At 52.1% G+C, this 13,230-nt stretch carries 15 protein-coding genes; 10 read left to right on the top strand and 5 right to left on the bottom strand.

All coding sequences use genetic code 11. The features are described 5' to 3' along the window. The first annotated feature begins 574 nt into the window (after positions 1–574). The 4 genes from ACTH3S_RS15400 to fliS all read left to right on the top strand — a co-directional run bounded on the left by ACTH3S_RS15400 (position 575) and on the right by fliS (position 5,103). Positions 575–1,993, top strand: coding sequence for a flagellin (locus tag ACTH3S_RS15400; protein WP_441809891.1), 1,419 nt, complete (start codon positions 575–577; stop codon positions 1,991–1,993). Between the two features lie 69 nt (positions 1,994–2,062). After that, positions 2,063–2,500, top strand: coding sequence for a flagellar protein FlaG (locus tag ACTH3S_RS15405; RefSeq protein WP_441809892.1), 438 nt, complete (start codon positions 2,063–2,065; stop codon positions 2,498–2,500). 213 nt (positions 2,501–2,713) lie between these two features. Continuing rightward, positions 2,714–4,690 (top strand): flagellar filament capping protein FliD, encoded by a 1,977-nt coding sequence (gene fliD / locus ACTH3S_RS15410; protein ID WP_441809893.1) that lies wholly within the window; start codon positions 2,714–2,716, stop codon positions 4,688–4,690. A gap of 11 nt (positions 4,691–4,701) precedes the next feature. Continuing rightward, positions 4,702–5,103 carry a flagellar export chaperone FliS gene (gene fliS, locus ACTH3S_RS15415; RefSeq protein ID WP_441809894.1) on the top strand — a complete coding sequence of 134 codons (402 nt, stop codon included), beginning with the start codon at positions 4,702–4,704 and terminating at the stop codon, positions 5,101–5,103. A 171-nt stretch (positions 5,104–5,274) separates the two neighbouring features. Here fliS and ACTH3S_RS15420 read toward each other — a convergent pair whose 3' ends face one another. Both ACTH3S_RS15420 and ACTH3S_RS15425 read right to left on the bottom strand, forming a co-directional pair. Next, positions 5,275–5,490 (bottom strand): BrnA antitoxin family protein, encoded by a 216-nt coding sequence (locus ACTH3S_RS15420; protein ID WP_441809895.1) that lies wholly within the window; start codon positions 5,488–5,490, stop codon positions 5,275–5,277. Then, positions 5,487–5,774 (bottom strand): BrnT family toxin, encoded by a 288-nt coding sequence (locus ACTH3S_RS15425; protein WP_441809896.1) that lies wholly within the window; start codon positions 5,772–5,774, stop codon positions 5,487–5,489. The genes ACTH3S_RS15420 and ACTH3S_RS15425 overlap by 4 nt, the downstream gene beginning before the upstream one ends. A gap of 112 nt (positions 5,775–5,886) precedes the next feature. On the opposite strand from ACTH3S_RS15425, the gene ACTH3S_RS15430 reads away from it, so the two are divergent. Then, positions 5,887–7,098 (top strand): argininosuccinate synthase, encoded by a 1,212-nt coding sequence (locus tag ACTH3S_RS15430; RefSeq protein WP_441809897.1) that lies wholly within the window; start codon positions 5,887–5,889, stop codon positions 7,096–7,098. Between the two features lie 2 nt (positions 7,099–7,100). Here ACTH3S_RS15430 and ACTH3S_RS15435 read toward each other — a convergent pair whose 3' ends face one another. Both ACTH3S_RS15435 and ACTH3S_RS15440 read right to left on the bottom strand, forming a co-directional pair. Continuing rightward, a complete protein-coding gene (locus ACTH3S_RS15435) occupies positions 7,101–8,120 on the bottom strand; it encodes an AraC family transcriptional regulator (protein WP_441809898.1) in 1,020 nt (339 codons plus the stop codon). A gap of 305 nt (positions 8,121–8,425) precedes the next feature. After that, entirely contained in the window at positions 8,426–9,397 is a 972-nt protein-coding gene (locus ACTH3S_RS15440; protein WP_441809899.1) for a response regulator, read from the bottom strand. 117 nt (positions 9,398–9,514) lie between these two features. On the opposite strand from ACTH3S_RS15440, the gene ACTH3S_RS15445 reads away from it, so the two are divergent. The 3 genes from ACTH3S_RS15445 (at position 9,515) to ACTH3S_RS15455 (ending at position 11,745) form a co-directional block, all read left to right on the top strand. Further along, positions 9,515–9,997 carry a YajQ family cyclic di-GMP-binding protein gene (locus ACTH3S_RS15445; protein WP_441809900.1) on the top strand — a complete coding sequence of 161 codons (483 nt, stop codon included), beginning with the start codon at positions 9,515–9,517 and terminating at the stop codon, positions 9,995–9,997. A gap of 78 nt (positions 9,998–10,075) precedes the next feature. Next, entirely contained in the window at positions 10,076–11,422 is a 1,347-nt protein-coding gene (locus tag ACTH3S_RS15450) for an AmpG family muropeptide MFS transporter (protein ID WP_441809901.1), read from the top strand. Positions 11,423–11,427: 5 nt separating this feature from the next. After that, positions 11,428–11,745, top strand: coding sequence for an MGMT family protein (locus tag ACTH3S_RS15455; protein ID WP_441809902.1), 318 nt, complete (start codon positions 11,428–11,430; stop codon positions 11,743–11,745). A 109-nt stretch (positions 11,746–11,854) separates the two neighbouring features. Here ACTH3S_RS15455 and ACTH3S_RS15460 read toward each other — a convergent pair whose 3' ends face one another. Then, complete coding sequence (locus tag ACTH3S_RS15460) at positions 11,855–12,028, bottom strand: helix-turn-helix domain-containing protein (protein ID WP_441809903.1); 174 nt, start codon at positions 12,026–12,028, stop codon at positions 11,855–11,857. Positions 12,029–12,210: 182 nt separating this feature from the next. Between ACTH3S_RS15460 and ACTH3S_RS15465 the strand changes: the two genes are divergently transcribed. Together ACTH3S_RS15465 and groES are read left to right on the top strand one after the other, a co-directional pair. Continuing rightward, a complete protein-coding gene (locus ACTH3S_RS15465; protein WP_441809904.1) occupies positions 12,211–12,753 on the top strand; it encodes an FxsA family protein in 543 nt (180 codons plus the stop codon). A gap of 191 nt (positions 12,754–12,944) precedes the next feature. Further along, the coding region (groES, locus tag ACTH3S_RS15470; RefSeq protein ID WP_441809905.1) for a co-chaperone GroES at positions 12,945–13,230 on the top strand (286 nt) is incomplete at its 3' end.

Below are 13,230 nucleotides of genomic sequence, written 5' to 3' on the forward strand. Positions count from 1 at the left end.
GAGGTGGGTCAAAATTAATGGCCAGTAGTGGGTCACTTTAATTGGCCACTAACACTGTACCACTTGGTGCTATAGACGGACAGATTTTGTGCTTATGGATAGGTATAAAGAATGGCATAAATCCTGATAGCTGTATATATATACAGTGTTAAGTATGTAAGATATGGAGTCTTTCCTGAAAAGATCGGGAAATTACAGATGACATTAATAGGCTCAAAACGACAGCCCGTATCGCAAACACCACAGAGTTGATAAGGCAAAAGGGCGTGATCCTGTTGATCACCGAAGATGTATTGCTGGAGCACCAGCTTGCCCCTATTCAGGAGTGGAAAGGGAGTTCTACGGCGGTTGCGTAATTACCGAGTTCGTTAGAGGCGACTCTTAACGGGATGTGGTGTGCGGTTTAGTGGTAATTCGTCAGTTTTACATTCCTTTACAAAGTCTTGATATTTTTTGCTAAAGGAAGCGCAAAGGGTGCCGTTAAGTGAAGTAACAGGGCGGCGCTCCAAACCAAAAAAGAGAACGCCAGACCTCTTCCATGAAATAAAGACTATCAAGTCGAAGGAGAAGCAATATGGCTCTCGGTATTAACACTAACGTCGCTTCATTGAACGCTCAGAACCAGTTGGGCAAGTCTCAGAGCATGAACGATCAGGCTCTTCAGCGTTTGTCTTCCGGCTTGCGTATCAACTCGGCCAAAGACGATGCCGCTGGCCTCGCGATTTCTACGCGTTTTCAGGCTCAGATTAGTGGTCTAAACGTAGCCACTAGAAATGCTAACGATGGCATATCTTTGGCGCAGACGGCTGAAGGGGCTTTGGATGAGATCACCAACAACCTTCAGCGGATTCGTGAGCTGTCGGTTCAGTCTGCCAACGCAACGAACTCCAAGTCTGACCGTGAGGCGCTGCAGGCAGAAGTTACACAGCTTGTAGAAGAAGTAGACCGGGTTGCCACGCAGACTGCTTTTAATGGCATCAAGCTGCTTGATGGTGACTTCAAGGCTCAAAGCTTCCAGGTTGGCGCCAATGTTGGCGAAAAAATATCGATTGAGAAAATTGATAGTGCCAGAAGTTCTTCTCTAGGTAGTTATGCCGGCTTTTCGCTGGAAGGTGAGTCTATAGGGACAGCGGCCGATGCCGTGCTCTCTCAAAGCATTGTTGTTGATGGTGTTACACACACATTCTCAACGGCTAATGACGCCAAAGACTTAGCGTCAGGGATTAATGAGCTAGGTGTAGGAGGGTTGACCGCTTCCGCCAATGAAACTACGAAAGCAGGAGCCACTCAGGCCTCGGCGACGGTAACACAAGATGGCGCCGCGGTATTTACCATCAACGGTGTAGAAGTTGATATCGCAACAACACAATCTACTAGTAATGCAGAGCGTCTTGAAACTGCGATATCTTCCATTAATAACGCTTCCGCAGCAACGGGCGTCAAAGCTGTAAATAATGGTGGTGTGATTGACCTGCAGGCTATAGATGGTCGCAACATTACCACCGCATTTGCTGAGGGCACAGCCACAGGTGCTACAGCGGCAGGTTTTGGGCTTGGGGCTAATGGCACGCAGGGAGCATCAATTAATATTGACTACAAGGCTCCGACAGGTGTGACTAGTGATGTGACTTTCGCGGGAGCTTTTAACCCGGGCGGTCAAAGCATTGGCGTTACCGGTACGGCTCTAAATGCGATAGACATCTCTACGCCTAGCGGATCTGAAAAGGCTTTGAATTCGGTTGACGCAGCTTTGGATACTGTTAACTCGGCTCGAGCGTCTCTCGGTGCATTGCAAAACCGTTTCGAGTCCACCATCGCAAACCTGAGCACTTCTGTAGAGAATCTCAGCGCCTCCAATAGCCGTATCCTGGACGCTGACTTCGCGGCGGAAACAGCCAATCTGGCAAAGTCTCAGGTACTACAGCAGGCGGGCATCTCGGTGCTGTCACAAGCCAATGCCCGTCCGCAGCAGGTATTGTCCCTCCTGCAGTAAGGGTCTAGCGGTAACAGCCGGAGCCTTCGGGTTCCGGTTTTACGCCGTTTAAGCATAGTGAGGTGAGCTATGAATGACGTTAACCTGAATAGCCCGAGCTTGAAATTGGTGCGCGCCAGTGACCAGGCTCCAGCCAAGGCAATGTCGTCATCTCAGGCCGAAGGCAAAAGTGCCTCTGGACTGGCTTCTTCAGCAGTTGAGCGAGTAGTGCCGAATCAGACGGCTTCCCAGGCTCAGAATGTTTCGAAAGCTGAACAGCTACAGAAGCAAAATGAAGCGCAACGGGAAGAGCTAGATGATGCGGTTTCGCAATTGAACGATCACGTTCAGAACGTTCAGAGAGATCTGCAGTTTGAAGTGGATAACGATTCGGGGCAGACCATCGTTCGTGTGGTGGATCAGGAAACCCAGGAAGTTGTTCGGCAGATGCCTGATGATGTGGCATTAAGGTTGGCAGAGAAATTGCAGCAGGATGAGCCGCTGACGTTGTTTAACATCAAGGTTTGAAAAGTGTGAATAATTGCCGCTTTTGATTTGATGTTGGCAATGGTTGTTCAGCACCGCTGTTCCCGGGAGGGGGCTGGCGGTGTTTTGGGTTTTGGGGGTTAGTGAACAGCATTACGCTGTGTTACAAATTGGCAGTCGAAAGAGGCAAAGTTTTGCCGCTTGTGGCCGTTAAACGAATTATAGAGTGATTGGCCCCTTCAAGGAGGCATCGGTATGGCAGGTATTTCTTCATTGGGAATTGGGTCTGGCGTGTTGACGTCTGATCTGGTGGATCAGTTGGTTGCGGCAGAGCGCGCACCCACTGAAAACCGGCTAACCCAGAAAACCCAGCAGTCAGAGGCTTTGTTGTCTGCCTATGGCAAGCTGCGCAGTGCCATTACTGAGCTGCGGCTGCCTATGCGCCAATTGAGTTCTGCAGACAACTTGAAGGCGTTCTCGGCCATTTCGTCTAATGAAAACATCGGTGTGTCTGTAGACAGCACCAAAGCCAGCCGCGGCAGCTACAGTTTGGATGTTACTAGCTTGGCTTCTGCCCAAGCGCTGGCCTCCCAGGCTGTGTTTGTGGATAAAGATAGCGCCAGTGTGGGGCAGGGCACGTTGCAATTGTCGGTGGGTGGAAAAGTAAAAGATATCACCATCGATTCCAGCAACAATACGCTGCAAGGCATGGCAGATGCCATTAACGAGGCGAACGCGGGTGTGTCTGCGGGTATCATTGATACCGGTAGTGGTTATCAACTGGTGATGTCGGCAGACGATACAGGTACTGCCAACGCGGTGAGCATTTCAGCCACCGAAGAGGCCGGTGCAGAAGGTTTGGCGCGCTTTGCGTTTGATGCGACAGACCCTACCGCTAATCCGGATATGAAGGAAACCATTACCGCGAGTGATGCTGTAATGGAGATAAACGGCATTGAAGTTACTCGCTCATCCAACAGCTTTGAGAATGTGATTGATGGCTTGTCTTTTGACATTAAAGAGATTGGTACATCTACCGTAAAGGTCAGCCAGGATGTGGGTGCGGTTACGGATCGGGTTCAGGGCTTTGTTGATAAGTTCAACGCGTTGCAGTCCACCATTGATGGCTTGGCTGGGTTCAACAGTGACGCCGGTGTGGGCAGTTTGCTTACGGGTGATAGCACTGTGCGCGCACTTCAAAGTCAGCTGCGCCAAGTGCTTACCGGCGTAGTGCCAGGCTTGGAAGATGCCAACGTACGTAGCTTGGCCGATGTGGGTATTTCCACTGATCCCAAAACGGGTGCCTTGGAATTCGACCGCGAAGAATTTGAAACTCAACTAAAGAACAACCCAGACGATGTTACGGCGCTGTTTGCAGAGCAGGGCAGAGCTTCCGATAGCCAAGTTGAGTTTGTGCGTAGCGGCACCAATACCCAGGCGGGCAAATACGATATCAACGTTACTCAAGCGGCCACACAGGGTAAGTTGATTGGCGATTCTGGAGTAGCGGGAACGGTCACGATAGATGACAGCAATGACGAGTTTACACTGGAGATTAATCGCGACATTTCGATGAATTTTAAGCTTACCCAGGGGGCGAGCGTTTCTCGCGAGGCGCTGGTGGCTGATATTCAGGCGCAACTGGATAGCGGCGTTAACGCGGGCTTGGCCGCCTCTGGTGAATCTGTGCAGGTGGGGCTGGATAGCGATAATAAGCTCACGTTTACCTCCGGTAAATATGGTTCTGAGTCCAGCGTCAATATCACTTCTATGGAAAACGGTGATGCCCTTGGCCTTTCTGCTGCAAGCGAAACTACAGGCCAGGATATAGCTGGCACTATTGGTGGCCAAGTAGCCAAGGGCGATGGCCAGGTGTTGTATCTGGGCAGCGACAGTGGCCCAGCCTCCGGTTTGCAGGTGCGTGTTCTGGGCGACCAGGTCGGCGACCGTGGATCTCTCAATTTTGTGCAGGGGCTTGGCAAAAGCACAGTTGATTTGGTCAACAGCTTTGTGGGTGCTGAAGGCAAGCTTGAATCCCGCACCAACAGTCTTAATCTCGAACTGGAAAAGATTCAGGAAAGTCAGGTTAAGCTGGATATACGCATTGAGTCTTATCGTGAGCGTTTGGTGAAGCAGTTCACTGCCGCCGATTCGCTGATTTCCCAGCTCAACAATACCCGGGATTATGTGACCCAGCAGCTTGAAGCGCTGGCGCCACAGAACAGTAAGTAACGAGGTTAATTATGAATGGCTTACAGGCTTATCAGCGCGTAAATACCCAGACCAGCATCACCGATGCCGATCCCCATCGGCTGATTCAGTTGCTGTATAACGGCGCGCTGGAGCGGATCAATATGGCCAAAGCTCGCATGCAGGCCAAGGATTATGAAGGGAAAGGTAAACTGATCACCAAAGCCATCGAGATAGTCGGCGGACTGCGCAGCTTTCTGGATTTTGAGAAAGGCGGTGATTTGGCGGCGCGCCTTGAAGGTTTGTATGATTATATGGAGCGCACGCTGTTTGAAGCTAACGCCAGGAATGATGTAGCTAAGCTGGATGAGGTAGCGGATTTGCTGCGCTCTATTAAAGGTGGCTGGGATGGCATTCGTGAAGAAGCTGTGAGCCAGTCGGCTCAGGTTGGTTAAGGCTTTAACTTCTCCCCCTCTCTCTCGGGCTCTATCCCGCAAGGTGAGGGGCTATACATCCGAAGCCTGAAGGATTACGCCAAGGCCTGCAGGTAGTGCAGTAAAGCCCTTGGCGGGAGAGGGGGCGCCCCTCCCTTCAGAGCCTGGCCGAAGTCGTCTGGGGTTGGTGTGTCAGTCCCAGCGAATATCAATCTCCCGCTTGTTGGCCATACAGTCCCTCAAATACAGATTGATCAGGGTTTGGTATGGCACGCCGGTTTTTTCGGCCATTTCTTTGAAGTAATCCAGCACATCCCCCCCTAATCGCATGGTTACAGGCTTTTTGAGTTTTGCGGCATAGGGGTTTGGCCGCGATTTCATTTTGGATAGATCGTATTCTGCTTTCATGAGAGGCCACCATGGTAATGAGTGCGTTCTGTTGCGGTTGCCTTCCTTGCTGAAATTATCCTGATTACGTTGCCTCCTTTGCGCTCACAATGACAAACAAGCAAAAGTCGTCCTAGAGCGCTTGTGCCCAGCATAAGAAATCTGTCCTCGTGTTCTGAGTTTTCACCATCGAAAAACTGAGTGGCGAACTCATCGAAGAAGACGGTTTGCGCCTCATTAAAGCTAACTCCATGCTTTATTTCATTGGACGCAGCTTTGGTACGATTCCATTCGAATTTCATCATCCATACATTGTATTTACGCTGCGATAACAGTCAATAGCCAACTCCCCCGCACTCCCGTACAATACGCCCCTTCTTTTCAATACATCCATTCTGTTCAGTCTGGAGCACAGACATGTCTGATATCAAAAAGGTCGTTCTGGCCTATTCTGGTGGCCTGGATACTTCCGTTATTGTTCGGTGGTTGCAGGATACCTATAACTGTGAGGTGGTAACCTTTACCGCCGACATCGGCCAGGGCGAGGAAGTTGAGCCGGCGCGGGCGAAGGCCGAGGCGTTGGGCGTTAAGGAAATTTACATCGAGGACTTGCGCGAGGAGTTTGTGCGCGATTATGTATTCCCGATGTTCCGTGCGAACACGGTTTATGAAGGTGAGTACCTGCTGGGTACGTCTATCGCTCGCCCTTTGATTGCTAAGCGTTTGATTGATATTGCCAACCAAACCGGTGCGGACGCTATTTCCCATGGTGCGACTGGCAAGGGTAATGATCAGGTGCGTTTTGAGTTGGGCGCTTATGCGCTCAAGCCGGGTGTGCAGGTTATTGCGCCTTGGCGTGAGTGGGATCTGAACTCCCGTGAAAAGCTGCTTGCCTACTGTGCAGAGCGCGACATTCCGGTAGAGATGAAGAAGGGCAAATCGCCTTACTCCATGGATGCCAACCTGCTGCATATTTCTTACGAAGGCATGAATCTGGAAGATCCCTGGGCGGAAGCCGAGGAAGAGATGTGGCGTTGGAGTGTGTCTCCGGAAGCTGCACCCGATAAGCCGACGTATATTGAGCTTACCTACAGCAAGGGCGACATTGTTGCCGTTGATGGCCAGGAAATGAAGGCACACGAAGTGCTGGAACACCTGAACAAGGTTGGCGGCGATAACGGCATTGGTCGCTTGGATATTGTTGAGAACCGTTACGTGGGCATGAAGTCCCGTGGCTGTTACGAAACACCAGGCGGCACCATCATGCTGCGTGGGCACCGTGCTATCGAGTCGCTTACGCTGGATCGTGAAGTGGCGCACCTGAAAGACAGCCTGATGCCGCGCTATGCCGAGGTTATTTATAACGGCTACTGGTGGTCGCCGGAGCGCGAAGCTTTGCAGGCGCTGATTGATCAGACTCAGGAATACGTGAATGGTACGGTTCGTTTGAAGCTGTATAAAGGCAACGTGGATGTGGTTGGCCGTAAATCTGACGATTCACTGTTCGATGAGACCATCGCAACGTTTGAGGAAGATCACGGCGCGTATGATCAGAAAGACGCGGAAGGCTTTATTAAGCTGAATGCTCTTCGTTTGCGTATTGCCGCTGGCAAAGGGCGCAAGTTATAAGATCAGGCTTTAGGCGCCCGGAACTCTCCGGGCGTCTTTCCTGTTACTGCTTTGAATTTACGGTGAAACGATGTGGTTTCGCTGTAGCCCAGCCGCAAGGCAATGTCTGGAATCGCCAGGTCACTGTTCAGCAAATAATCCTCTGCCATTTTCTGGCGAACCTCATCCAGTAGCTTTTGATACGAAACCCCTTCCTGGCTCAGTTTCCGCTGCAGAGTGCGGCTGGTTATTCCTAAATCTTCCGCCACCATGTCTTGCCGGGTTATGCCGTGCATCAGTTGCTGCTGAATGCTGTGTTTTACCTGTGAGGTGAGGTCTGTATCTGTGTCTAATGAGGCTAGCTGGGTTAGGGCGTGCGCCTCCAGCGTTTTGCGCAGCATGGGGTCTGGCTGGCGTAGGCGCGTATTCAGCAGCTCCTGCTTCAGCGTAATAGAGTCTTCGTTTGCGTCAAATTGTACGGGGCAGTTCCAGCGCTGGCGGTAGGCCTGTTCCAGTTCGGCGCCGGGGGATTCTCGCTTCAGGTGTACGCTGGTGGGGGACGCGGCGGTGTCGTCTGCTAGCCAGCGGGCGTAGGTAACCCAGGAGGCGAATACGTTATCGACCACTTGTGGCCTTACTATGGGGTTGTTGTAGTTGCAGTGCCAGGTTAGCTTGATTGAGCCCTGTGTCATGGCAAGCTCGGTTGTTCCCATGTCGCCCACCAGTTTTTCAAACGGCGCAATGCGCGCCACGGCTTCACCCAGGGTGGCGCAACTCATGGTGATGTAGCCCAGTACGCTGTAGGAACCTGGCTGCACGAAGTCACCGGTTTCTAGCCCAAGGATTGGGTTACTGGTGTGTTCGCAGAGTAAGTGGATGAAGCGCTGGAACTGCTCGCCGTTTATTCGGCCGTCGTCGGAATCCAGAATGGTGGGGGGCAGGCCTGTTTTTGTAAAAAGAGCAGAGGTATCGGCACCTGAAGATTCAGAAGCGCGAACGTATTGTCGAAGCGCGGCGATGGAGGCGGTTCCAAGATCTTTCATGATTACAGCACAGTTTTTAGAAATTATTACTGGAGTATAACGGAAGTTGTGCCGAACGGCTTAAGGCGAAGGGTTTGCTGGGCGCAAAAAAACAAAAAGGCCAGCGAATATGCTGGCCTAAAAAAGGAACAACGAAAGTGCCTGAAAATTCGTTAGTTCGATGGATTTCCCATTTGACGGCGGAGGTACAACACGGCTCCTCCGCCATGGGGGATACTGCTTAAATCCACAATTTCAGAATAGGGCTTTCGCTTGACTATGTCTGTGCGTGATGTGTGTCGCAGTGTTACGGATTGTTTTTGGCGTTAGGCGCTGGCGCCGATCTCTGGTGCGGTTTCGGTAAACCGCCGCGTTTCATAGGCATCTACCAGCCCATGTACGGCTGCCCGCTCCATATCCTTAATAGATGGCGTGCCATTCTGGGCATCGGCTTTGCAAAGCACCATGCCGGCCTCTACAGAAATATACCCGGCCGTGGTTTTCAGGGCCTTGTGGTTAATGCCATCAAAAACCCGTCGAAAAGCGGTGGTTGTGCAGTGATCGCTGTTCGGAAAATAGGCAATGAGTGCGAACTGATTGTCTCCCAAACGGCACAGAACATCGATAGGTCGAACCAGGGCGTTGAGCCTGCGGGCAATGCCTACTGCCAGCTCGGTCATCACCGTGGGCGGGTGCTTGCGCTTCAACTCTTGCCAGTTGCGAATGCCGCACAGCACGTACGCCGATGCGCCTCCCCGGGATTCTGCATGGCGCAGCATTTTGGTGAGGCGGTCGCGACCATAGCGGCTGTTGCACAGCCCGGTTTCCAGATCGATGATGTTGCTGGATTCCAGTTCTCGGTTGTTCTCGATGAGCAGGGCATTGGCGCGCAGTAGCGTGTTTTGGCGGTCTGCCATGCGATCTGCAGCAAAAATTCTGGGGATTAGCTGTTTGGTCATGTCGGACTTGTAGATAAAATCGTCCACGCCCCGGTCGAATGCTTCTGCCAGGGCCTCTACGCTCTCCCGGGCGGTTAGCAGAATCACATAGGTGTAGTGGTTGTTCTGCTCATCCTGTTGGCGCACTTGGTCGGTTAGCTGTAAACCGTCCATGTCGGGCATCAGCCAGTCTGCTATCAGCACACTCACTGGGCGCTGTTCTATCAGTTTGAGTGCCGCCAGGGCGTCGTTGGCGATGCGCACGTCGCGATATCCGGCATTTCGTAGGGTGCGGCCAACTACCATACTGCTGAATTTTGCGTCGTCTACTACAAGGATGGGGAGATCTAGGTTTGGCATTGTTACCTACTTTTATCAGTCCATTGTCAGATGCGGGGAATTCCCGGGCTTGGTATGCTTGGCCCTTAATTTTCAAGTACAGAGTATACTCGCTACAGCTTCTGGAGAATAACGACCATGCCGTCTTTTGACATAGTTTCTGAAATTGATATGCACGAAGTGACCAACGCGGTGGATCAAACCAAGCGGGATCTTGGCAACCGCTGGGATTTTAAAAACGTAGACGCGGATGTTGAACTGGACGACAAGGGCATTACCATCAGCGCGCCTCAGGAATTTCAGCTTGAGCAACTTATGGATATGCTGCGGATGACTTTCGCCAAGCGCAACATCGATAGCCGTGCCCTGGAAGAAGACGGCGACAGCAAAGCCGGTAAACTTGTAAAGCAGCATTTGAAACTGAGGCAGGGCATTGAAACCGACATGGCCAAGAAGGTTGTGAAGCTGATCAAGGATGCCAAGCTGAAGGTGCAGGCCAGTATTCAGGGCGACAAGGTTAGGGTAACCGGTAAGAAACGGGACGATCTGCAAACCGCGATGGCCTTGCTGCGTGAGACCGAGCTGGAAATACCTCTGCAGTTCAATAATTTCCGCGACTGATTCGGAGGCTCCACCATTTCAACCGGCACTCGCCTGGCCCTGATCCGGGACACGCTATACACCTACACTCGCTGGCAGGTGATTGCTCTGCTGTTTCTCGGCTTTTCTGCTGGGTTGCCGTTTTTGTTGGTTTTTTCCACGCTGAACGCCCGTCTTGCGGATGTTGGTGTGGAAACCGCAACCATTGGGTTCTTCAGCTGGCTGGGGATTACCTATTCCATCAAGGTGTTCTGGGCGCCTGTGGTGGATCGATTAAAGCTACCGGTACTGGATCGGCTGCTAGGTAAGCGCAGAAGCTGGATATTGTTGGCACAGGTGGGCATTGCTACAGGCCTTTATCTGATGGCTAATGTGGATGCCATCGCTGTACCGGAAACCATGGCCTTGTGTGGCCTGCTGGTGGCGTTTTCCTCGGCAACTCAGGATGTGGCCATTGATGCCTACCGCATTGAGATTGCTGAAGAGCGGCTTCAGGCGGCCTTGGCCGCCACCTATATCTTTGGGTATCGGCTGGCGTTGCTGGTGGCGGGTGCAGGTGCTTTGTATCTGGCGGAGTTCTGGTCCTGGCAGGTTTCCTACGAGGTAATGGCAGCGCTGGTGGGTGTGGGTGCATTAACCGTGCTGGTTGTGCGTGAACCAAAGGTAAATCACTTTTCTGCTGCGCAGGATATTGCACACAAAATTGAGCGCGAAGCCGCCAAACGCACCCATCTCGGCCCTCGAGTGGCTCGCTTTGTTGGCTGGTTTTACGCCGCCATAGCCGGGCCTTTTCTGGACTTCTTCTACCGTTATAAAGAGCTTTCCATTGCGATTCTGCTGATGGTGGCGGTGTATCGTATTTCTGATATAGCCATGGGCGTGATGGCCAATCCGTTCTATCTGGATTTTATGGGTTTCAGTAAAACTCAGGTGGCGGATGTGACCAAGATTTTCGGGTTCTTCATGACGATTGCAGGCTCCCTGGCCGGTGGGGTTCTGGTTGTACGCTACGGCACGAGAAAGATCTTGCTGGCGGGTGCCATTATGACGGCCGCTACGAATTTGCTGTTTGTGTTCTTGGCTCAGTACCCACCGAACCTCGCAACGCTGGCCGCGGTGGTAAGCGCCGATAATCTCAGCGGCGGTATTGCCAATGTGGCGCTGATTGCGTGGCTTTCCAGCATGACCAGTGCCTCATTTACCGCCACACAGTACGCGTTGTTCAGCTCTCTAATGACGCTGCCCGGGAAGTTCTTAGGCGGCTTCTCTGGCATGGTTGTGTCGGGTTTTGGCTATGGGGAGTTTTTCCTCGTGGCCGGCCTGATGGGTATCCCCGCCATTCTGCTGGCGTTGTTTCTGATTCGCCAGGGCGAGCGATTGGACTCGCTGGCACCCGATCACTCGGGTAGCGCCAACTCAGACGTTGCACAAACAACAAGCGGGTAGGCGTTATGGAGCAACCAACGGAACCGTGTAAAGACCAAAAAATCTGGCAGGTGGTGCTCGCAATCCCGCCAGGGAAAGTTGCAAGTTACGGCCAGGTAGCACAAATGGCCGGCCTCGGGCGCCAGGCCCGTTACATAGGCCGCGCCCTGGGCAAACTTCCGAAGGGCCACTCGGTGCCCTGGTACCGGGTTATCCGCAGCAACGGCCAAATCGCCTTTCCGGAAGGCTCCGAGATTTACTGCAAGCAGGTTGGGTTATTGCAGGCTGAGGGTGTGGAAGTGGTTAATGGCCGGGTGGCTATGCGGCTGTTTCGTTGGCAGTAAGCGTTTGTAGATGCTCAAGTACCATCAACTGATCGGGGAGGGCTGTCTCGTGATAACGGAATACGAATTCTTGGGTGTCTTGAAATACCTAACCCGCATTACGCCTGATTCATCGCTCATCCCTAAGCTGCTCAAGGGTCGGGAAGGGTGACTTATCCCGAATGACTAATTCCTTGCCTAGATAATCCAGTACCTTCATTACTTTTTTAATGCCAATGTCGCCTGAGCGGCCATTTTCAAGCGCGTTGATGGTGGCGCGGGATATACCGAGGTGTTCAGCCATTTTACAAACTTGGCAGCCAGTTACTCAGCCATTGCACGGCCCAGATCTTGGCCGCCGCCGGTAATTGCAATCACGGAATCTTGAAGTTTCATGTTTTGCCCTTAGTTAGTGAGAAGGTGGTATTTGAAAGGCCGCGAGTATATCAGACCTTGAAATGCCCAAACCCAGACCGTGAGACCCTGATGTCTATATTATTGTTTGTTTTCATTATCATGCCGATTGCCGAAATGGCGGTGCTCATTCAGGTTGGCGGCATGATTGGTGTGTTCAACACCATCGGCTTTGTTCTGTTAACGGCCGTTATCGGGGCTTGGCTGCTTCGCCAGCAAGGTATGGCAACGTTGCTAAGGGCTAATCAACGTTTGAGCAGCGGTGAACTGCCTGCCAAAGAAGTAGCCGAAGGGCTGATCCTGGCTGTTGGCGGTGTGCTTTTGATCACTCCGGGATTCATTACCGATACTGTCGGTTTTCTTTGCCTTATTCCGTTTACCCGCTATTGGCTATCTGCATTGGCGCTGAAGCGTATGGTGGCTTCAAGCAAGAGTGGGGGCTTCTATTTTCGTGCCGGTGGTAGCCAGAGCCCGTTTGGGCAAGATCCTTTTGGTGATCGGAATGATCCCTTTGGTCAGCAGCGCCCGTTTGATCGCGATGGCAGCGGCGACATTATTGAAGGGGAATACCGAGATGAGACTAAAACTGACTACGACCGCCTTGATAAAAAGTGAAAAAATTATCGGAGCGAGTGTTGAAAACCCCGGTGCCAGCCCCACATAGGATTCACAAGTTCGCCGCAGGCTGATATCTGCTGGAAAACAGCGGGTTATAAGCCGGGCAATTTTGTCGGATTGAAACAACAATTCGACCATCAACAGCAAAGTCATTGCCACATTAATCTGACTATTGGAGAAGCCGAGCAATGAAGATTCGTCCGCTACACGATCGTGTCGTTGTACGCCGCAAGGAAGAAGAAGAGAAAACCGCAGGTGGCATCGTGCTGCCAGGTAACGCTAAAGAGAAGCCGTCTCAGGGTGAGGTTGTTGCTGTTGGCAACGGTCGCGTTCTGGAAAATGGCGAAACTCGTGCTTTGGCAGTCAAAGCGGGTGACACCGTGGTATTTGGCCAGTATGCCGGCAACACCGTAAAAGTCGACGGTGAAGAGCTGCTCATCATGAGCGAAAGCGATATTTACGGCGTGCTTGAGT

This window comes from Marinobacter sp. (assembly GCF_052094685.1).
GTDB lineage: Bacteria > Pseudomonadota > Gammaproteobacteria > Pseudomonadales > Oleiphilaceae > Marinobacter.